17 protein-coding genes are annotated in these 19,366 nt (G+C 58.5%); 10 read left to right on the top strand and 7 right to left on the bottom strand.

Translation table 11 applies throughout. The annotated features are described in order from the left end of the window. Positions 1 to 10: 10 nt before the first annotated feature. Together QWZ03_RS06670 and QWZ03_RS06665 are read right to left on the bottom strand one after the other, a co-directional pair. Positions 11 to 1,159, bottom strand: coding sequence for an adenylate/guanylate cyclase domain-containing protein (locus tag QWZ03_RS06670; RefSeq protein WP_290331997.1), 1,149 nt, complete (start codon positions 1,157 to 1,159; stop codon positions 11 to 13). 249 nt (positions 1,160 to 1,408) lie between these two features. Continuing rightward, the gene (locus tag QWZ03_RS06665; RefSeq protein ID WP_290331996.1) at positions 1,409 to 2,404 is read right to left on the bottom strand and encodes a recombination-associated protein RdgC; all 996 of its coding nucleotides are present in this window, start codon (positions 2,402 to 2,404) and stop codon (positions 1,409 to 1,411) included. 306 nt (positions 2,405 to 2,710) lie between these two features. On the opposite strand from QWZ03_RS06665, the gene QWZ03_RS06660 reads away from it, so the two are divergent. The 3 genes from QWZ03_RS06660 to QWZ03_RS06650 all read left to right on the top strand — a co-directional run bounded on the left by QWZ03_RS06660 (position 2,711) and on the right by QWZ03_RS06650 (position 6,627). Beyond that, positions 2,711 to 3,703 (top strand): Fe(3+) ABC transporter substrate-binding protein, encoded by a 993-nt coding sequence (locus QWZ03_RS06660; RefSeq protein WP_290331995.1) that lies wholly within the window; start codon positions 2,711 to 2,713, stop codon positions 3,701 to 3,703. Between the two features lie 222 nt (positions 3,704 to 3,925). Next, on the top strand, positions 3,926 to 5,587 hold the full coding sequence (locus QWZ03_RS06655; protein ID WP_290331994.1) for an ABC transporter permease: 1,662 nt from the start codon (positions 3,926 to 3,928) through the stop codon (positions 5,585 to 5,587). After that, positions 5,584 to 6,627, top strand: coding sequence for an ABC transporter ATP-binding protein (locus QWZ03_RS06650; RefSeq protein WP_290331993.1), 1,044 nt, complete (start codon positions 5,584 to 5,586; stop codon positions 6,625 to 6,627). The genes QWZ03_RS06655 and QWZ03_RS06650 overlap by 4 nt, the downstream gene beginning before the upstream one ends. A 141-nt stretch (positions 6,628 to 6,768) precedes the next feature. Here the strand turns inward: QWZ03_RS06650 and bfr are convergent, their stop codons facing one another. The 3 genes from bfr to QWZ03_RS06635 all read right to left on the bottom strand — a co-directional run bounded on the left by bfr (position 6,769) and on the right by QWZ03_RS06635 (position 8,759). Beyond that, the gene (gene bfr / locus QWZ03_RS06645; RefSeq protein WP_290331992.1) at positions 6,769 to 7,248 is read right to left on the bottom strand and encodes a bacterioferritin; all 480 of its coding nucleotides are present in this window, start codon (positions 7,246 to 7,248) and stop codon (positions 6,769 to 6,771) included. Between the two features lie 104 nt (positions 7,249 to 7,352). Next, a complete protein-coding gene (locus tag QWZ03_RS06640; RefSeq protein WP_284197975.1) occupies positions 7,353 to 7,565 on the bottom strand; it encodes a bacterioferritin-associated ferredoxin in 213 nt (70 codons plus the stop codon). Between the two features lie 147 nt (positions 7,566 to 7,712). After that, positions 7,713 to 8,759, bottom strand: coding sequence for a serine hydrolase (locus QWZ03_RS06635; RefSeq protein WP_284197976.1), 1,047 nt, complete (start codon positions 8,757 to 8,759; stop codon positions 7,713 to 7,715). 346 nt (positions 8,760 to 9,105) lie between these two features. Between QWZ03_RS06635 and QWZ03_RS06630 the strand changes: the two genes are divergently transcribed. From QWZ03_RS06630 to QWZ03_RS06610, 5 genes are all read left to right on the top strand, one after another. Continuing rightward, positions 9,106 to 10,866 (top strand): PHA/PHB synthase family protein, encoded by a 1,761-nt coding sequence (locus QWZ03_RS06630; protein WP_290331991.1) that lies wholly within the window; start codon positions 9,106 to 9,108, stop codon positions 10,864 to 10,866. Positions 10,867 to 11,072: 206 nt separating this feature from the next. Then, the gene (locus QWZ03_RS06625) at positions 11,073 to 12,254 is read left to right on the top strand and encodes an acetyl-CoA C-acetyltransferase (protein ID WP_284197978.1); all 1,182 of its coding nucleotides are present in this window, start codon (positions 11,073 to 11,075) and stop codon (positions 12,252 to 12,254) included. Positions 12,255 to 12,404: 150 nt separating this feature from the next. After that, on the top strand, positions 12,405 to 12,608 hold the full coding sequence (locus tag QWZ03_RS06620; RefSeq protein ID WP_308447075.1) for a DUF3460 family protein: 204 nt from the start codon (positions 12,405 to 12,407) through the stop codon (positions 12,606 to 12,608). Positions 12,609 to 12,891: 283 nt separating this feature from the next. After that, positions 12,892 to 13,248 (top strand): immunity protein Imm33 domain-containing protein, encoded by a 357-nt coding sequence (locus QWZ03_RS06615; protein WP_290331990.1) that lies wholly within the window; start codon positions 12,892 to 12,894, stop codon positions 13,246 to 13,248. A gap of 534 nt (positions 13,249 to 13,782) precedes the next feature. Then, positions 13,783 to 14,328, top strand: a complete 546-nt coding sequence (locus tag QWZ03_RS06610; RefSeq protein WP_290331989.1) for a suppressor of fused domain protein — start codon at positions 13,783 to 13,785, stop codon at positions 14,326 to 14,328. Between the two features lie 14 nt (positions 14,329 to 14,342). Here QWZ03_RS06610 and QWZ03_RS06605 read toward each other — a convergent pair whose 3' ends face one another. Continuing rightward, positions 14,343 to 14,741 (bottom strand): hypothetical protein, encoded by a 399-nt coding sequence (locus tag QWZ03_RS06605; protein ID WP_290331988.1) that lies wholly within the window; start codon positions 14,739 to 14,741, stop codon positions 14,343 to 14,345. A gap of 470 nt (positions 14,742 to 15,211) precedes the next feature. Beyond that, positions 15,212 to 15,715, bottom strand: coding sequence for a hypothetical protein (locus QWZ03_RS06600; RefSeq protein WP_290331987.1), 504 nt, complete (start codon positions 15,713 to 15,715; stop codon positions 15,212 to 15,214). A gap of 779 nt (positions 15,716 to 16,494) precedes the next feature. Between QWZ03_RS06600 and QWZ03_RS06595 the strand changes: the two genes are divergently transcribed. After that, the gene (locus tag QWZ03_RS06595) at positions 16,495 to 17,769 is read left to right on the top strand and encodes an MFS transporter (RefSeq protein ID WP_290331986.1); all 1,275 of its coding nucleotides are present in this window, start codon (positions 16,495 to 16,497) and stop codon (positions 17,767 to 17,769) included. A 57-nt stretch (positions 17,770 to 17,826) separates the two neighbouring features. Beyond that, positions 17,827 to 19,212: a NarK family nitrate/nitrite MFS transporter gene (locus QWZ03_RS06590; RefSeq protein ID WP_290331985.1), complete on the top strand. Its 1,386-nt coding sequence runs from the start codon at positions 17,827 to 17,829 to the stop codon at positions 19,210 to 19,212. Positions 19,213 to 19,366: the final 154 nt, after the last annotated feature.

Genomic DNA, 19,366 nt, shown 5'->3' with positions numbered 1-19,366 from the left:
CCCGGCAAGGCTAGCGGTCGCGCTTGGGGCGGCCATCCGGTGTGCATTCCGCCACTGGGCAGGGTTTGGCCTTCTCACGCGGTCTGGGAGCTGGCTGGCTGGGGGTATCGGTCTCTGCCTGACGCTTAGGCTTGCTGACCGCGGGTTTGCCGGCAGGCGTCGTCTTGACGGTGGGTTTTTCCTGGGCTTTCTGCGTGGCCTTGCCAGCTTCGGCTGGCGGTGCGATGGCAGTTGCCGGCGGCAAGGCAGGGGCAGGGGCAGGCGTGGGCGTGCTGGTCTGGGTAGCTGCAGGCGTGCTGGCTGGCGCAGGGGTGGCAGGCGGTGCGGATGTCGCGGCCGGTTTGGTAGCGATGGCTTCGCGCTTGGCGGGGTCAGCCGCAGCCGGGGCTGCGACGGGAGCGGCCTCCGTCTGCGCCACTGCTGGTGCTGCAGCCGGCAAGGCAAGCTGTGGCGGCGCATCCTGGCGCTGCATGAACCACCAGCTGCCCGCAATCAAGACCACGACCAACAGCGCGCCTATGCCGCCCTGCCGGAGATTGAGCATGCGCTTGTTATGGGCAGGGCTGCCGGGCTTGGCACGCCGGATGCCGCCGGGCCGCATCGCCCGCTTGGCCAGCTCACCGAAACCGACCTGGTAGACCTCATGCTCCCGTACGTGCTTGTCGGTGCGTGAGCCTTCATATTGGAATAGCTGCGCATACTCGTCCGACAGGCAGGACACCACCTCGTAGTAGGAGCGCGACACCAGTATGCAACCGGGTTCGGCAAAGCTCATGACCCGCTGCGAGGCATTGATGCCGTCGCCCAGTAGATTGAGCTGGCCGTTGATGTCCTTGACCAGTTTGGCCGGGCCGAGGTTGATGCCGATCCGTATGGCAAAGCGAGGGAAGTTCGGGTCGTTGTTGTGCAACACGGCGTCGCGCAGGCTAATGGCCACGAACAGGGCGTCTTCCGGGTCGCCCAGGAAACTGATGGCGGCGCCATCACCGGTATCGATGATGATGCGGTCGCTGACGGCGATATCCTGCAACGCCTTGGACAGCAGGCTGTTGAACGCCTCTTTCAGGCGCATCTGGGTGCTGACGGGCTGTCTCGAGTATTCGACGATATCGAGAAAAACCACGCTGCAGATCAGGGTTTTGTTCAGGCGATCGGACATGCGTTGGTGGATGGGTGATTGATAGGCTTTCCCCCAAATGTAGGCCTGTCGGATGACATTTGCTGTAGCAATTGATCAATGGGCGATACCGCTCCTCCAGATAAGGGGCGGTTTGGGGCGCTGGCACGGGCCTGCAGCTGATTGCACCTGCGTCCAGGATGAAAAAACCGGCAGGTTCGCCATGAGGGCGGCCTGCCGGTCTAAGGGCCTGAAACGGTGTTCAGGCGAAGTCGCTGCGATCCCCTAGGTTTACCAGGGTACGTCTACCTTGCCTGCCGGTGCCGCTGCCTGGGGGGCAGGGGCAGGAGCAGGGGCAGCAATCGGTGCGGCGGGCGCTGCTATTTCGCCCAGTTCGTCACCCAGCGCCTCGATCACGGCGGCAATCAGGCCGCGGCCTTCCTGCGCCAACAGTGTGAGGGTGGTGTCGAACATGGCGGCGGCATCTTCGGCATTGGCTTCCTTGATCTGGTCTTCCAGCAGGTCGAGGAAGGTCAGCCGCTTGATATGCAGCTTGTCGGTCAGCACAAAGGCGATGCGCTCGTCCCAGCTCAGCGCCAGCTGCGTGACCAGCTTGCCGGTCTTGAGATGCTGTTTGACTTCGTCAGAGTTCAGATCGTGCCGGCGGCAAGTCACCTGCGCGCCGCCGTCGCCCGGTGCCTTGAGTACGCAATCGGCGTCCAGGGTGAAGTTGCTGGGGGCGTCATGCTCCAGCCAGGTGCTCATGGCTGTGACCGGGTCGAGCTGGGTTTGCGGCAGCTTGGTGGGCAGGGTGCCCAGGCTTTCGCGCAGAAACTGGATCAACAGTTCGGCCTTGGCCGGCGTGGCGCTGTCCACCCATATCCAGCCAGCTTCAAAGTCGATCAGCGCACGCAGGACTCTGGAGCGGGAGAAGGCACGGGGCAGCAGTTCTTCCGCCACGCGTTCACGTATCTCCTTGGCTTCCTTCTTGCCTATCTTGCGCAGATCCTTGGCTTCGATCTCGGTGATGCGCTCATCGGCCACTTCCTTGACCACACTCGACGGCAGCAGCTTTTCCTCGGTCTTGAGGGCTATCAGCATCGCGCCGGAGTTGGGGTAGGCAAAGATGTCGGGTGCGTGGCTGGCGGGAGGGATCCAGCCGGCAGCAAGGCGATCGGTGGCGCCCAGTGGTACGAAGGGGCGCTTTCTCAGCTCGGTATCGAGCTGGTCGGCATTCAGTTTGCTGAGATCGGTAATGCGATAGAGCTGCAGGTTCTTGAACCACATAGGACGGTATTCCGGGACGACAGGGATAAGGGGGCGATTGTATGCCAGAACCGCTTCGATCACTGCTGCCGTTATCCGCCAGTCCATCCTGGCAATTTTGATAAGCGTTCTCATTCGTGAGAGAATCGCGTTTGCAGGGTGCTTTCCTCACAGTCTGGTTTGTAGGCGGGATAGGTGCGCTTGGCCCGTATCAGTCATGCCCGTGGTGTCATGGGTAGGCTGGTAGTGTCTTGAGCAAACACCGCCTGACAATGGCTTGAGGGTGCCCGGCAGATTCTTCCACCTATCCAAAAGCTGGAGTGCCCCATGAAGTTTCGCCCCTTGTTGCTTGCCGCTGCCTTTGTTGCTGCCATGCCCGCCATGGCCGAGGAAGTGACGGTCTATTCGGCCCGTATCGAATCGCTGATCAAGCCCCTGTTTGATGCCTACACCAAGGAAACCGGTGTGCAGGTGAAATTCGTGACCGACAAGGAAGGCCCGCTGATGGAGCGTATCAAGGCTGAGGGTGCCAATACCCCAGCCGATGTGCTGCTGACGGTGGACGCTGGCGTGCTGTGGCAGGCCGAGCAGATGGGTTTGCTCAAGCCGGTGAAGTCCACTGTGCTGGAGGCCAATGTACCTGCCCACCTGCGCGACCCCAAGGGCAGCTGGTATGGTTTGTCGGTACGGGCTCGCACCATGTTCTACAACACGCAAAAGCTCAAGCCTGCCCAACTGGCAAGCTACGAGGATCTGGCCGACCCCAAGTGGAAGGGCAAGCTCTGCCTGCGTACTTCCAAGAAGGTCTACAACCAATCGCTGGTGGCCACCATGATTGCCCGCTTGGGCGAGGCTAAGACCGAACAGATCGTGCGTGGCTGGGTTGCCAATCTGGCAACCGATCCGTTCTCGGATGACACCATGATGCTGAAGGCCGTCGCGGCTGGACAGTGCGAAGTAGGTATTGCCAATACCTACTATTACGGCCGCCTGATGGAAAAGGAACCCACCTTGCCGCTGGCCGTGTTCTGGCCTAACCAGAAGACCACGGGCGTACACGTGAACATCTCGGGCGCTGGTGTTACCCGCCATGCCAAGAACGAAAAGGGTGCACTCAAGCTGATCGAATGGCTGTCCAGCGAGAAGGCGCAGAACCTGTATGCCGACGTGAACATGGAGTATCCCGTCAACACCAAGGTGAAGCCTGATGCCAAGGTGGCTGCCTGGGGTGATTTCAAGCATGACTACATCAACGTGGCCAAGGCCGGTGAATTGCAGGCAGCTGCAGTCAAGCTGATGGACCGCGCAGGCTATCGCTAAGCACGGCTGACAAAACCGCTCTGGCGTTGTTGCGCAGGTTCTTGCACACGGACTGCCTGCACCCAGCAAGCATCGGAGCGCCGACCGGAAAGTACCGTTTCCGGCCGGCGCTTTTGACCTGCATCAATCCTGATGGCGGTTTCGCTTAGCAGCAGCACGCTGCCTTGGGTAGAATGAATCATCGACGGCCGCAATCAAGCGGCCGTTGGCTTTATCCGTCTTATGGACATCGATATCCCGCATACCGCTCCCTTGCCGCCCACCCCCCGTCGCCTGCCGCGCCGGCTGGATGAGCATGCCCTTGCCTGGTTGGTGGCGGCAGTCACGCTGGTGCCGCTGGGGGTGGTGCTGGCCAGCCTGTGGCAGCCCGAGGGCGAGGTGTGGCGGCATATGGCGGAGTTTGTACTGCCGCAGTTGCTGATCAATACCGCCTGGCTGATTGCCGGGGTGGCAGTGGGCACGCTGGGGTTGGGCGTATCGTTGGCCTGGGTGACGGCGATCTATGATTTCCCCGGCCGCAAGCATTTTGCCTGGGCGTTGGCCTTGCCGCTGGCCATGCCGGCCTATGTGCTGGCCTTTGTGCAGATAGGCTTGTACGACTTCACCGGGCCGCTGCAAAGCCTGATACGCGATGTTGCGGGCGACAGCAGCTGGTTTCCGTCCATACGCTCACGCGGGGGCGTGATACTGACCTTGACGTTGGTGCTCTACCCCTATGTCTACCTGCTGGCGCGTAATGCCTTTCTCACACAGGGCAGGCGGGCGCTGGAGGCTGCAGCGTCGCTGGGACTGAGCCGTCGCCAGGGTTTCTGGCGGGTGGCGCTGCCCATGGCGCGTCCATGGCTGGTGGGTGGGGTCAGCCTGGCACTGATGGAGTGCCTGGCCGATTTTGGCACGGTTGCTACGTTCAATTACGACACTTTTACCACGGCCATCTACAAGGCCTGGTTTGGCCTATTCAACCTGACCGCCGCCTCACAACTGGCATCGCTGCTGGTGATGGCCGTGCTGGCCCTGGCATTGCTGGAGCAGCGCGCCCGTGGTGACAAGCGCTATACCGCGACGGGGCGAGGGGCTGCCAACCGGCCGGAGCGTCTACCGCCCTGGCGAGGCTGGCTGGTGGCGGGAGCTTGCCTGCTGGTGCTGAGCCTGGCGTTTCTGGTGCCTATGGCGCAGCTGCTTTACTGGGCGTGGACGGTGGCGGCCGAGCAGCTCGATTTGCGCTATATGGGCTTTGTCGGTCGCTCACTGGTGTTGTCGGCGGGGGCTGCCGGCGTGGTAGTCGTGCTGGCGCTGGTGCTGGCCTACGCGGTACGGCGCAAGCGCGATATCGCCAGCCGCCTGGCGGCACGCCTGGCCACCCTGGGCTATGCGGTACCGGGCACGGTGCTGGCGGTGGGCGTGTTCATTCCCCTGGCCTGGCTGGACAATCATCTGATTACCGCTGCCCATGCCTTGGGCTGGCCGGGTGTGAGCGAAGTCATCAAAGGCACGCTGCTGGTGATGCTGCTGGCGTATGCGGCACGTTTCCTGGCGGTGGCGTTCGAGCCTACCCAATCGGCCATGCAGCGCATTACGGCTAGCCAGGAGGAGGCGGCTGCCTCCATGGGCCTGGGGCGACGTGCGGTATTGTGGCGCATACACCTGCCCATGCTGCGGGGGGGCTTGCTGACGGCGGCGCTTATGGTGTTTGTGGACGTGATGAAGGAAATGCCCATCACCCTGATGACCCGGCCTTTTGGCTGGGATACCTTGGCGGTACGGGTGTTCGAGATGACCAGTGAAGGACAGTGGGAGATGGCGGCCTTGCCCTCGGTAGCCATCGTGCTGGCGGGTTTGATCCCCGTCATCCTGTTGGCGGTGCAGACGGAGAGACACGCGTGAGCAAGAGCCTGTTGACGCTGGATGGCGTGGGTGTGACCTATGACGACAAGCGGGTGCTGCACGACTTGTCCTTTACCCTGCTGGAGGGTGAAATCGGCTGCCTGCTGGGGGCCTCCGGCTGCGGTAAGACCACCGCACTGCGCGCCATTGCCGGTTTCGAGCCGATCCGGGCTGGCCGCATCGCCATCAATGGCGACACGGTAGCCACCGTGGCCGACCACTGGCCGCCACAGCGCCGTGGGGTGGGCATGGTGTTCCAGGACTACGCCCTGTTTCCGCATTTGACGGTGGCGGGGAACGTCGGTTTCGGCATGACAGGCGTGGCATCGGCAGCGCGCCGCCGGCGTGTCGATGAGCTGCTGGAGGTGGTGGGGCTGGCGGGCTATGCAGATCACTACACCCACGCCTTGTCGGGCGGGCAGCAACAACGCGTGGCGCTGGCCCGGGCCCTGGCGCCCGCACCGCGCCTGCTATTGCTGGATGAGCCGTTCTCCAACCTGGACGTGGAGCTGCGGGAGCGTTTGTCGCAGGAGGTGCGAGACATACTGAAGAGCCGTGGCATGACGGCCTTGCTGGTAACCCATGACCAGCACGAGGCATTTGCGCTGGCTGACAAGATAGGGGTGATGGAAGGTGGCCGCCTGCGGCAGTGGGATGCGGCCTACGCGCTCTACCATGAACCGGCCGACCGCTTCGTGGCGGACTTTGTCGGGGAGGGGGCCTTCCTGCCTGCCGAGGTGGTGGGGCCGGGCGAGCTGGTGTTCGAGCTGGGTAGGCGCAACTGCCGGGCCATGCAGGACTGTGCGACGGGTAGCAAGGTGCAGGTACTGCTGCGCCCTGATGATGTGCTGCATGACGATGCCAGCACGCTGCAGGCGCGGGTGGTGAAGAAAGCTTTCCGGGGTGCGCAGTTCCTCTACACCCTGGCGCTGCCCTCTGGCGCGACAGTGCTTAGCCTGGTGCCCAGCCATCACGATCATGCCATTGGTGAATCCATAGGCATACGGCTGGAAATAGACCACGTGATAGCCTTTACCTGAGTCGCTTGACGCATAGGCCCGCCGGCAACGAAAAAGCCGCTGATGTAAGTAATCAGCGGCTTTCGTGCAGTGGCACCTGCTGTTTCTTTAGCGACTCAAGCTCTAGTCAGGCGCGAGCACTGATGGCGCGCTGGCGAGATATCAGGAACCGCTGCCAGACATCTGCGATTGCAGGTAGTTCTGATAGCCTATCTGCTCGATCAGGCCCAGGTTGGTTTCTAGCCAATCCACATGCTCTTCCTCGCTTTCGAGGATGTGCTCGAATAGTTCCCGGCTGATGTAGTCGTGCACCTTCTCGCAGTGGGCGATGGCTTCCTTCAGCAGGGGGATGGCTTCCATCTCCAGCTTCAGGTCACACTGCAAGGCTTCCTTTACATCTTCACCGATATAGATCTTGCCCAGCTCCTGCAGATTGGGCAGGCCCTCCAGGAACAAGATGCGTTCTATCAGGGCATCGGCATGCTTCATCTCATCGATGGACTCATGGTACTCATGTTCATTGAGTGCCTGGAAGCCCCAGTTCTTGAACATGCGCGCATGCAGGAAATACTGGTTGATCGCCGTCAGCTCATTCTTCAGCGCCCCGTTCAGGAAGCTGATGACCTTTTTATCGCCCTTCATGATGCCCTCCTTGCAGAATCGAATTTGCAAAGCAGCACAGCCGCCCCTATCTCGCTAGCGTATGCCAGTTAGACCGGGTGCGGCAAGAGGAAACGCAAGTCTGTTTAGGCGGGTACCAGGGTGATGGTGGCTCCTTGGCCTGCAGTCATCTGTTCGCGCTTACTGTCGAGCAGCAGAGCGCGGGCATCAGGGGCGCATTTGCCACAGCAGCCTGCCACGCCCAGTTCCATGCGCAACTCGCGCATGCTGCCGCAGCCATCGTTGATGGCACGGCGAATTTGCTTGTCGGTGACGGCGTTGCAGATGCAGACGTACATGGCGTGTATGCAATGAGAATGTTTATCGAATAATATTGATTCTCATTGATGGATGCAAGTACTTCTTGTCATTGGGGTTATGCTCCGGGCACTGCAAAGCAAAACGCCCGCGTCAGCGGGCGTTGAGCAGATGCATGCGGCGTTGTGCTAACCCGCCCGCAACATGGCGACAGGGCTGGTTTCAAGCCATTTCTTGATACGGTTGGCGTCACCGATGCGGGTCAGTTTGCCGTCTGAATCCAGCAGCACAATGATGACGGGTGTGTCGTTGATGGTGGCCTGCATTACCAGGCATTTGCCTGCCTCGGAGATATAGCCGGTCTTGGACAAGCCTATCTGCCAGTTCTGGCTCCGAACCAAGGGGTTGGTATTGCGGAACTCGTACAGACGATTATTGACGTTGGAGACGAAGTTGTAGCCTTCGCTGGTCGAATAAGCCCGTATCTCGGGGTAGTGATGGGCCGCTTGCACCAGCCTGATCAGGTCTTCTGCTGACGAGACATTGGCGCTGGTAAGCCCGGTGGGGTCGGCAAATGTGGTGCGATACATACCCAGCGATTGCGCCGTTCGGTTCATGCGGGCAATAAAGGCTGCGGTACCACCTGGGGCGGTGCGGGCCAGTGCATGGGCGGCTCGGTTTTCGGACGACATCAGTGCCAGGTGCATCAGCTCGCCACGGCTGAGTGTGGTGCCTACCATCAGGCGCGAGCTGGTGTTCTTAAGGGTGTCGACGTCTTCTTCGGTGATGGTGATGTATTCATTCAGCGGCAGATGCATGTCCAACGCCACGATGGCCGTCATCAGCTTGGTGATGGAGGCGATGGGGGCAGGGCTGTTGCTGTTCTTGCCATAGATGCGTTCGCCGGAAATGGCGTTGACCACCACGGCAGAGCTGGAGTACAGCGCCAATTCGCCCGGATTGCCTATGGGGGCGCCAAAGTCCAGGGTGCTTGCACGGGTAGAGACGCGGGTGATCTTGCCGCCACGCAAGCGCGGCTTATTCAAAGCCAGTTTGCTGGGTTTGCCCTTGCGCACATAGCGCAACTTCTTGACTGGTTTCTTGGCGGCTTTGCTACGTATCGTCTTGCTGCTGACCTGCTTCTTGCTGGCCTTGGCCGCCTCGGCAGGGGCGGGGAAGGACACCAAGCACATCACGACGATACCGGCAATTAGCGCGGAGAGGCGGGACTGCATGCAACGTCTCCGGAATGTAGATACACGATAAATCGATAATACATAAGCGATCAATGAAAAGCCATGAAAATCATGGGTTAAGGTCGTGCAAGTCAAGTGAATTCTTAATAATTGCTTAAGAATTAAGCGCTTGTGATGACCCAGGAAGTGGCGAATATTACCAAGGTATTGCTTTTACAGTGCATTTTTGACCGAGCGCTAGACAAGATGACCTGTCATGTATTGGCGCTTGTGTCCGCTGGTAGGGCATGCCTAAAATGCGGGCGCGTACAAATTTGCTGCGTTGCAGCATCTACCCTGCCCACACTCATACAAAAATACGGGCAAACCGATCAGGAGACAGCGCTTGAGCCAGTCCAGTACCGAACCCCAAGCAGGCAGCGAATCCCAGCCTTATCAGGCCTTTCTGCAATCGTTGACCGACGCCAACCGTAAATTGCTGGAAAACTTTGTGGGCGGCATGCGCCCTGCCGGCGACAGCCAGCCCAAGGCGTTTGAGCAGTTCATGCAGGGTCTGATGGGCAACACCCAGCAGCTGGTGGGTCTGCAGAGCAGCTACTACCAGCAGCAGATGGATCTCTGGATGGGTCTGCTGGGTACCCGCGAGAAACAACCTAACCCGCCAGCCAGCAAGGGCGATCGCCGCTTCGCTGCCCCTGAATGGGCCCAATACCCGTTTTACGATTACATCAAGCAGCAATACCTGCTCAGCGCCAAGTGGTTGAACGAGCTGGTCGATGGTGTGCCGATGGATGACCCCACCCGCGTCAAGGTGGGCTTCTATACCCAGCAGTTCATCGACGCCATGTCGCCCTCCAACTTCGCCCTGACCAACCCCGAAGTCATCAAACTGGCGCTGGATACCAAGGGTGAGAGCCTGGCCGAAGGGCTGCGCAAGTTGTCTGAAGACATGGCCAAGGGCCATATCTCGATGACCGACGAATCGCAGTTCGCCGTGGGCGAGAACCTGGCGGTCACACCCGGTACGGTGGTGTTTGAGAGCCCCTTGTTCCAGCTGATCCAATACACACCGACGACCGCCCAGGTATACGAGCGGCCAGTGCTGTTTGTGCCGCCAGCGGTGAACAAGTACTACCTGATGGATCTGCAGCCCGAAAACTCCATGGTTCGCCATTTCGTGGCACAGGGCTACACGGTATTCATGGTGTCCTGGCGCAGCATCACCCCCGAGCTGGGCAAGCTGACCTGGGACGACTATGTCGAGAGCGGCGTGATCAAGGCTGCCGAGGTAGTGCGCGAGATCAGCAAGCAGGACAAGATCAATGTGCTGGGTTTCTGCATAGGCGGCGTGATCCTGGCGACCACCCTGGCGGTGATGAAAGCCCGCGAGCTGGATTGGTTCGAGAGTGTGACCTTCATGACCTCGCTGATCGACCACACCGAGCCGGGCGATATCAAGCAGTTTGTCGACGAAGAGCTGGTAAAAAAACGCGAGGCCAAGCTGGCCGAGGGCGGCGTGATCAGCGGCAAGGAGCTGGCCCGGGCCTTCTCCATGCTGCGCGCCAATGACCTGATCTGGAACTACGTGGTCAACAACTACCTCAAGGGCAAGACACCCCCACCGTTCGATCTGCTGTACTGGAACAACGATTCGGCCAACCTGCCCCTGCCCATGCACACGTTCTTCCTGCGTAATATGTACTTGGAGAACAACCTGGCCAAGCCTGGTGCCATGTCGGTCTGCGGTGTGCCGGTGGATGTAGCCAAATACGACTGGCCCATCTATATCTTTGCCGCCCGCGAAGACCATATCGTGCCGTGGCAATCGGCTTACCGGGGCACCCAGCTGCTGGGCAGCGACAAGGTACGCTATGTGCTGGGCGCATCGGGCCATATTGCCGGCTCGATCAACCCGGTCGGCCCCAACAAGCGCAATTACTGGGTAAACGACGACCATCCGGCCGACGCCGACAGCTGGCTGGCCGGTGCCGAGAGCCGCCCAGGTAGCTGGTGGCAGGATTGGGATAACTGGCTGGCGCCGCAATCGGGCAAGCAGGTAGCTGCGCCCAAAAAGCCGGGCAATACCCGCTACAAGGCCATCGAGCCGGCGCCGGGCGCTTACGTCAAGGCCAAGGTCGGCGCCTGACTGCAGACAGGGCCGGCAGGCATGGCGTCAGCCAGCCGGTGCCGGCCTTCCGTCTGCCAGCCGGCTGCGGGCTTGAACAAATCCCGCCACGGCGGGCACTGAGTAGTAGCACAACTGGAATCCAGCCCCATCAATATGGGGCGTAATGCAGACGCCGCGCCAGCTTGATGCTGCGGGCGGCCTCCCCACCCAAGTAGGAGCAAATCATGACTGAAGTCGTAATCGTTGCCGCACAACGTACTGCCATAGCCTCATTCGGCGGCAGCCTGGCCAAGGTGTCTGCCCCCGATCTGGGTGCTACCGTCATCAAGGCATTGCTGGAGAAGACCGGCGTGGCCCCCGAGCAGATCAGCGAAGTGATACTGGGCAATGTGCTCACCGCAGGCCTGGGCCAGAATCCAGCCCGCCAGGCACTGATCAAGGCAGGCATTCCGGTGCATGTGCCAGCACTGACCATCAACCAGGTGTGCGGCTCCGGCCTCAAGGCCACCCATCTGGCAGTGCAATCCATCCTGTCGGGCGATAACGATATCGTCATCGCCGGTGGCCAGGAGAACATGTCGCTGGCGCCGCATCTGCTGCCCAACTCGCGCGATGGCATACGCATGGGCAGCGCTACCCTGGTGGACAGCATGATGTACGACGGTCTGACCGATGTATACAACCAGTACCCCATGGGCATCACCGCCGAGAACATCGCCACCAAGTACAACATCAGCCGCCAGGAGCAGGACGAGCTGGCGCTGGCCTCGCAGAACAAGGCCGAGGCCGCCCAGAAGGCAGGCCGCTTTGCCGACGAAATCACCCCCGTATTGGTGCCGCAACGCAAGGGCGATCCGGTTGCATTTGCCAGCGACGAATACATCAAGCTGGGCACCACCATGGATGCACTGGCCAAGCTGCGCCCTGCCTTCAACAAAGAGGGCAGTGTTACGGCCGGCAATGCCTCGGGCATCAATGACGGCGCCGCAGCCCTGATGCTGATGAGTGCAGCCAAGGCTGCCGAGCTGGGCCTCAAGCCATTGGCGCGTGTGGCCGGCTATGCCTCGGCAGGTGTCGAGCCCAGCATCATGGGCATGGGCCCGGTGCCCGCCACCCAGCGTGCACTAGCCCGTGCCGGCTGGACGCTGGACCAAGTCGACCTGATCGAAGCCAATGAAGCCTTCGCCGCTCAGGCTCTGGGGGTTGCCCGCGAGCTGAAGTGGGACTGGAACAAGGTCAACGTGAACGGCGGCGCAATCGCGCTGGGCCACCCCATCGGCGCATCAGGCGCCCGCGTGCTAGTCACCCTGCTGCACGAACTGGCGCGGCGCGATGCCAAGCGGGGCCTGGCTACCCTCTGCATAGGCGGCGGCATGGGCGTTGCCTTGTGTGTGGAACGCATCTGATACTGCACACCGCGCTGCGACAACAAACCCCTGCCTCAGTGCAGGGGTTTGTTTTTTCGGCCATGCCTGCAGCGGGCTCAAGTCCCTGCATGCGCTTAGGGTATCTGGCGGTATAATGACTGTCTGGATCTAGGCTAGAGGTAACCCATCATGGCATTGCTGTTCAAAGACACCACATACGTATCCGAAACCACCCAGTTCCTGCGTGAGTTCCTCGACAAGAACCCTGAGGTGGCCAAGGGCCAGGTGGAAGGCCGCGCACTGCTGTGGGACAAGCAGGTAGATCGCGGTTTTCAGGCCGAGGCCGAGGCAGGCCGGGTGAACCAGAAGGCCTATGTGTATCAGCCGGACTGAGTTGGCACCGCAGGTGTAAGAAGCGCCGGCCTTGTGCCGGCGTTTTCATTTGTATCGCTGCTGTTCTTTGCGGGGATGGATGTACAGTGCGATTAGCTCAAAGCAAGTATCTGACCACAAGGATCTGCTAGTTGTTGAGTATTATTGTACTGGTAAGATAGATGTGAAAAGGGAGTGCTTTGTCGTGGCTGTTCAACCCCATTGTCTCAGTTGTTCAGTAATTCAAGGGGGCAGCTGGCTGCTTTTGCTAGGCGTATGAGAACTTGATTGGGATTTTAGACCAATGAGCGATATGGAAAAAAATGCGCAGAGGGTATTGTGTGAAAAATATGAAGCGCCCTTTTGGGCTTGTGATGCTGAATTGAAGGTGGGAGTCGCTCGTAATGTGGTTTCTGGGCTTCGTCCAATTAATGGTCTTCGAATAAGGCCGGAAGGTGGTGCCTGTGGATGGTATATTTGGGCAGGAGAAGAGTGGTCTGATGATCCCGATTTTTTTCTGCCATTACACGTTAAACACTTAGAAGATTGGGTGCCATTGGCGTTGCGTTATCTAGGGTTGCCGCCGGGTTGGCGATTTCTAATAACTGAGAGTTATGAAGACGTTTGGGAGGACAAACAGCTGCTTGAAAATGTGGAATAGTGGCGCCCGCTGGCACGTCCTATATCATGCCAAGGTTGTCCCGGTAACCGTAACCCACACAATGCAGTCGGGCGGCCTAAGCAAAGCCCGTCACATGCCGCAAAGCGCAGCGCCGGACAACTGCCAAGTTCGAGGGCGGCGTCCTGCACTTCCTGATAGTGCGGATCGGCAACCGGCGCGAAGCATACCGCTAGCTGGAACCTGATCACAGATTGTTGCGCACGGCCGCCTAGTGCTGCCGGGAATTACAGGGTCAAGGCATCACAGGGTCTTGTATTTTGCATTACAAGGCTGTTTTGAAAATGCAAAATACAAGACCTGATGCAACACTGTTCGGTTAGATTGATCTCAGCGCTTGCTGTCGTGGATGAATCAACTTGGGCTCAACCATGACTACAGTGCAATCCAGTGGCTATCGTGGTGGGTGGCGGTGAGATCGTGCGAACAATCTAACCGCACAGTATTGAGGCCTGATGCCATGGCTCTATAGGCCGAGCGGGATAAGGTAAAATGGGCCAAATAGGAGTCATCGCTATGAAAGAAAAGATTGATAAGTACTTCGATCATGTTGAGTCAATTGCAGGACGAGAGGGCGCTTTCTTCCGGATGGAGAATGATCCTAAGATCATTGTGTCTTCGTATGTGGATGTGCCCGAAGCAGGGTGCCTGACGGCTTTCAGTTTCGGGCTGTCATTGGCGGATTGTAAAGAGTGGCGCTATAGTAAGCCAGAGTTGGTTATCTCCATGGATTCAACCGATATTGCTTGGGCTTTAGCTATGGGTGAACTCGTTCGTTGTGGATGGGGGCGGTGTTTATTTTCGTACGGAGAAGTGCTGGATTTTGGTCGGCAAATTTCTGAGGAATCTGATATGTCGGCGTTTTTGGTTTTTGCAAGTAGTAGTTTGGAGGTGTCTGATCTAAGAGTGGACCTTGATGATTGGATTGTGAATATTTCGCAGATATATCCAGTGCATAAACAAGAGGTTTCATTAATAAGAGAGATAGGGGCGGAGAGATTTTTTTACGATTTTAATATTGACTTCTTTGATCCAAGAAGAAAACCGGTGCTTGTTGTGTAACTGCCCTAAATGAGCTACTGCTCGGCCTCAAAATCTCCCTCGTCTAGGCGCTCCAGGAACACACCCGCAATGTCTGGCGATAGTTCCAGCACCGCTTCGGCTATCTGATGTTGGCCCTTGGCCGCCGCAATTGCGGCAAGTGCGCAACGAACCATGCCTTCGTCCCAGTCGGCAGTTGCACCAAGGGCGACAAGCGATGGCATTCGAGCTAGCGCGGCACGGTAGGCCACTTCCAAGTTTGGCGGCAGCACAGCACCTTGCTTGCGGCGACAAATCTCTACCCACGCAGGGAACTGGAAATAGTCGCTGCCGGCCTTTTCTGGCGCCAGCGCAAGCGCTTCGACAATATGGGGTACTGCTGCAAACGACGCGGAAAGAAAGCATAGGGTCAGGTCTTGTATTTTGCATTTCAAGGCTGTTTGGAGGATGCAAAATACAAGACCTGACCCCAAGATTCTGACCCCAAGATTCGTGACCCCAAGATTCGTTACTATACTTGGCACGCCATTCTGAGGGCTTCCTCATCCATCTCATCTCGTCTGCATCATCAACGTAGTTAAATGAGATGGCGTCCGAAATACACTCTAGAGAAATGGGAATTTCAGGCGGCCACGCTGGTTCTGCTGATGTCCAAAGCAAAGGGTAGGATAGCCAGCCTAAACTCATTGGTAGTGCTGACCATGTAGTACCGCCGTCAGTCGAAACCTCAACGCGCATGGTAGTGTCCACTTGTGTTGGCAGTCGTTCCGTTTCAAACCTAATTCTGCAACTTGAGTGCTCGAATGAGCATTCAAGTTCCTGTTGAAGTGGATATATGTTTTTCATTGTGCCCGACGCCAATGCATGTTTCCATACGATGTGTAGAAGTAATTGATGATACTGGTCACATGCTGTATGGATGTGGCACTGCAATGTCTGCTACCCGCTGGCCCAGAATCGGTGACTCAGCTCCTGATACGGTTAGGATGGCATAGAAGCGTCTACCTAATGCAAGCTGCTGTAGGCAATAGTCGGTGATGATGACCATAAAACCTTGCGCCCATCGCTTGTCCTCAACCCATGCGGTTTCGAAATCCGCAAGCCAGCATACCAGCCCACCTTCTACTGGCACCTCAAACTCGAACCCATCCCAAAGTGCATCCAGGTTTCGGGAGTCAGGCTGCAAAGCGTAACCAAACTGGTTCTGCCAGTGAAGTACATGCCCAAGGTGTTCGACCACGGGTGATATGCCTTGCTTGAAGTCGAGATCGAGCGTTTCGTAGCGATGGTTTGACAGCCAGCTTCGATGGTCGGGTGCGCTGGTGGCGTCGATTACCAAGAGTCCATGGGAATTGACGATTGCGTGCACATCGGGGCGCGTCCAATCCAGTTGTGTGAAGGTAGCCATCGGCGTCGTCTTTGCGTTGCGTATAGTTGAGCCTAATGTGGCAGCTTTATGCTTCCCATATGGTTCCACTCCGCACGAAAAGCGGCAACTTTATTGTTCCAGTCGCGAAATCACGGAACCATAAAGTTGCCGTTTTGCGAAAAACGAAGCATAAAGCTGCTGCGTAAACGGCTGGGATTGCGAGGTTGCGCGATTTGAGAGGTGGGCGCTGGAACCGTTGTGGTGACTGGATTCCCGGCTTAAGAACGTCGGCGCGGAGGGCGTGTAGAGAGGCCGATTCTTACGATGGCTGTAAGAAATTGGCGAAAAGTGGAAGCGTATACCTGCCACGGTGGCAAGTTCATGGTTCCCGCCACAACTATGTGACGGGAACCATAAAGTCTCCGGGGTCGGGAAGCATAACGTTGCCAAACTGCTCGTCGCTGCCCGATTCAACTAATCCTGAGCCCACCCTGGGTGCGCCCTGGGCACGCTGTCAGCGCTGGGGTAGGGGGCTGCGTCTTGCGGTCACGGATTTGCCCGAATCTCGGCAAGCGGCATCAGCACACCACGAGGCCTGCGAAAAATTTAGGTTAGCTTTGGACTTGGGCACTACTGGTGAAAGATGCGGGCTAGCGAGCACGATACAGGGGCGTGACTTGCTTGGGTTGCTACGAGATATCACCCAGGCGAACTAGTCAGTCTGCCCAGGCCTATCTGGTTCTATTGGCGAATGGTGGACAGCGCCTGGCCTCTCTAAGCTGGCTTTCACGAGATATAGACGATCGTGAGAGAGCATCATGGCTAAGGACACTACAGCCGGCAACAGCCAGGCTACCTCGGTACTGCTATCCAGTACGTTTGCTTTCACCATCTGCTTTGCGGTCTGGATGATGTTTGCCGTGCTAGGCATACCCATCAAGAAGCAGCTGGATTTATCTGAAACACAGTTTGGCCTGTTGGCCGCCATGCCCGTGCTGACGGGCTCATTGGTGCGGGTGCCGCTGGGCATCTGGACTGACCGCTACGGCGGCCGCATCGTGCTGTTCATACTGATGCTGTCCACAGTCATTCCCATCTGGCTGATGAGCTATGCAACTGCCTACTGGCAATTCCTGGTTCTGGCGCTGTTTGTGGGCCTGGCGGGCGGCTCGTTCTCGGTGGGTACGCCCTATGTCGCGCGCTGGTTTCCCAAGAGCCGCCAGGGTTTTGCCATGGGCGTGTTCGGCGCGGGCAACTCCGGTTCGGCCCTGACCAAATTCGTGGCGCCTGCGCTGATTGCCTCGGCGGGTGGCGCGTGGGTGATCGTGCCCAAGGTTTACGCTGTTGCCATGCTGGTGACAGCCGTGCTGTTCTGGTTTCTCTCGGCCAGCAATCCCGCTCATCTGGTCAAGCAAAGTGGCAGTTTTGGCGAGCAGTTGAAGATGCTGCGCGACCCCCGCGTCTGGCGCTATTGCCAGTACTACTCCGTGGTATTCGGTGGTTACGTGGGCTTGGCACTATGGATGACCAAGTACTACATCGGCGAATACGGCTTTGATCTCAAGCTGGCTGCATTGCTTGCTGCCTGTTTTTCTCTGCCTGGTGGGGTGCTGCGGGCGATTGGTGGGTGGGTGTCGGACAAATACGGTGCCTACAAGACCACCTGGTGGGTGATGTGGGTGTGCTGGATTGCCTTCTTTCTGCTCAGCTATCCGCAAACCCAATTCACCATCCTTACCGTCGAAGGCCCTCGCACCTTCCATATTGGCCTGAATGCGACGCTGTTTACCGTCCTGCTGTTTGTGGTCGGTATCGCCATGGCGATAGGCAAGGCTTCGGTATTCAAGTTCATATCAGACGAATTCCCCACCAATATTGGTGCGGTTTCTGGCGTGGTCGGTCTCGCTGGCGGCTTGGGCGGATTCATCCTGCCCATCATGTTCGGCGCCTTACTGGATCTGACCGGCATCCGCTCCAGTGCCTTCATGCTGCTGTATGGCACGGTCTGCGTCAGCCTGGTCTGGATGCACTTCAGTTTCCGCCCGGAGAGCGTCGCAGAGGGGCAGCGCGCCTTGGCTTCCCGTGCGGCATAACTGTTCCAAAGCAAGCGCTTACGGATTCACTCTTTTCCTCCATCAAGGATATCTATCATGTCCAGTCACGTACTAAAGCGCTGGGAACCGGAAAATACCAGCTTCTGGGAGCAAACCGGTGCGCGGATTGCCAATCGCAATTTATGGATCTCCATTCCGGCACTGATGCTTGCCTTCAGTGTCTGGATGCTCTGGAGTGTGGTGGTGGTCAACCTCGACAAGGCAGGTTTTCAGCTATCCAAGAACCAGATGTTCTGGCTGACGGCACTGCCGGCCTTGTCTGGAGCAACCCTGCGGATTTTCTATTCCTTCCTGGTGCCCATCTTTGGCGGGCGCAAATGGACGGCCATCTCCACCGCCAGCCTGCTGATACCGGCACTGGGCATGGGGTTCGCGTTGCGCGACCCCAGTACCAGCTTCCCCACCTTGCTTATCTTGGCGCTGCTGTGTGGCCTGGGCGGGGGCAACTTCAGCTCCAGCATGTCCAACATCAGTTTCTTTTTCCCCAAGGCTAAAAAAGGCCTGGCCACCGGCTTGAATGCCGGGATCGGCAATCTTGGGGTCTCGCTGGTGCAGTTTGTGGTGCCCGTGGTGATATCCATGGGCCTGCTGGGAGCGATGGGTGGCGAGCCGCAGCAGTATGTGAAGGATGGCGTGGAAAAAAGCATCTGGTTGCAGAATGCCGGCTTTGTCTGGGTGCCTTTTATCATCGCTGCCAGCCTGGCCGCCTGGTTTGGCATGAATGACATTGCCGATGCCAAGGCGTCGTTTGCCGATCAGGCTGTGATCTTCAAGCGCAAGCATAACTGGCTGATGTGCTGGCTCTATGTGGGCACCTTTGGTTCCTTCATCGGCTTCTCTGCAGGCCTTGCCATGCTGACCAAGTCCCAGTTTCCTGGCATCAACCCCACGGCCTACGCCTTTCTCGGCCCTCTGGTGGGCGCCTTGGCGCGGCCCCTGGGTGGTTGGGTGTCTGACAAGCTGGGCGGTGCGCGCGTCACACTGTGGACCTTCGCCGGCATGATTGCGGCCGTCTTCGGGGTGCTGCATTACCTGCCACAAGGCGGGCAGGGGGGCGACTTCTATGGCTTCCTGGCCATGTTCATCCTGTTGTTTGCCCTTACCGGCATAGGCAACGGCTCTACCTTCCGCATGATTCCGGTGATCTTCCTGACTGAGCGTCAGCGCGAAGCCAAGGGGCGTGGCGAGAAAGCCGAAAAACAGGCGGTAGTGGATGCCAGCAAAGAGGCGGCTGCCGTACTGGGCTTTTCCGGCGCCATAGGGGCGTATGGCGGCTTCTTCATTCCCAAGAGCTTCGGCACGTCGATAGACCTGACCGGCGGGGTGGATGGCGCGCTATTCTGCTTTATCGCTTTCTACCTGAGCTGCATGGCCATCACCTGGTGGTATTACGCACGCAAGCAGGCGCTCATGCCTTGCTGATCCCCTAGCGCCCTTATGGGCGCTTTTTTATTTGTGGCCATGTGGGACTAGTCCATATGGCCTATGCGGACTAGTCCCACTGCGCTGCCTTACCCCCTCCCTCCGGTGAATGGGAAGCGCAGGCGCAAAAACCTACAGTGGCACTATCCCAATC

The sequence above is a fragment of the Chitinimonas viridis genome, assembly GCF_030409555.1.
Taxonomy (GTDB): Bacteria; Pseudomonadota; Gammaproteobacteria; order Burkholderiales; family Chitinimonadaceae; genus Chitinimonas; species Chitinimonas viridis.
Note: the sequence above shows the minus strand (reverse complement) of the source record. Positions and strands in the feature narration are given on the sequence as shown.

What these genes read in the sequence shown, in the direction of transcription:
- QWZ03_RS06600 (WP_290331987.1), bottom strand. Translation starts at nt 15,715, where the DNA reads ATGGCTACCTTCACACAACTGGATTGGACGCGCCCCGATGTGCACGCA.
- QWZ03_RS06615 (WP_290331990.1), top strand. Translation starts at nt 12,892, where the DNA reads ATGAGCGATATGGAAAAAAATGCGCAGAGGGTATTGTGTGAAAAATAT.
- QWZ03_RS06660 (WP_290331995.1), top strand. Translation starts at nt 2,711, where the DNA reads ATGAAGTTTCGCCCCTTGTTGCTTGCCGCTGCCTTTGTTGCTGCCATG.
- QWZ03_RS06655 (WP_290331994.1), top strand. Translation starts at nt 3,926, where the DNA reads ATGGACATCGATATCCCGCATACCGCTCCCTTGCCGCCCACCCCCCGT.
- QWZ03_RS06620 (WP_308447075.1), top strand. Translation starts at nt 12,405, where the DNA reads ATGGCATTGCTGTTCAAAGACACCACATACGTATCCGAAACCACCCAG.
- bfr (WP_290331992.1), bottom strand. Translation starts at nt 7,248, where the DNA reads ATGAAGGGCGATAAAAAGGTCATCAGCTTCCTGAACGGGGCGCTGAAG.
- QWZ03_RS06590 (WP_290331985.1), top strand. Translation starts at nt 17,827, where the DNA reads ATGTCCAGTCACGTACTAAAGCGCTGGGAACCGGAAAATACCAGCTTC.
- QWZ03_RS06625 (WP_284197978.1), top strand. Translation starts at nt 11,073, where the DNA reads ATGACTGAAGTCGTAATCGTTGCCGCACAACGTACTGCCATAGCCTCA.
- QWZ03_RS06665 (WP_290331996.1), bottom strand. Translation starts at nt 2,404, where the DNA reads ATGTGGTTCAAGAACCTGCAGCTCTATCGCATTACCGATCTCAGCAAA.
- QWZ03_RS06670 (WP_290331997.1), bottom strand. Translation starts at nt 1,159, where the DNA reads ATGTCCGATCGCCTGAACAAAACCCTGATCTGCAGCGTGGTTTTTCTC.
- QWZ03_RS06635 (WP_284197976.1), bottom strand. Translation starts at nt 8,759, where the DNA reads ATGCAGTCCCGCCTCTCCGCGCTAATTGCCGGTATCGTCGTGATGTGC.
- QWZ03_RS06640 (WP_284197975.1), bottom strand. Translation starts at nt 7,565, where the DNA reads ATGTACGTCTGCATCTGCAACGCCGTCACCGACAAGCAAATTCGCCGT.
- QWZ03_RS06595 (WP_290331986.1), top strand. Translation starts at nt 16,495, where the DNA reads ATGGCTAAGGACACTACAGCCGGCAACAGCCAGGCTACCTCGGTACTG.
- QWZ03_RS06610 (WP_290331989.1), top strand. Translation starts at nt 13,783, where the DNA reads ATGAAAGAAAAGATTGATAAGTACTTCGATCATGTTGAGTCAATTGCA.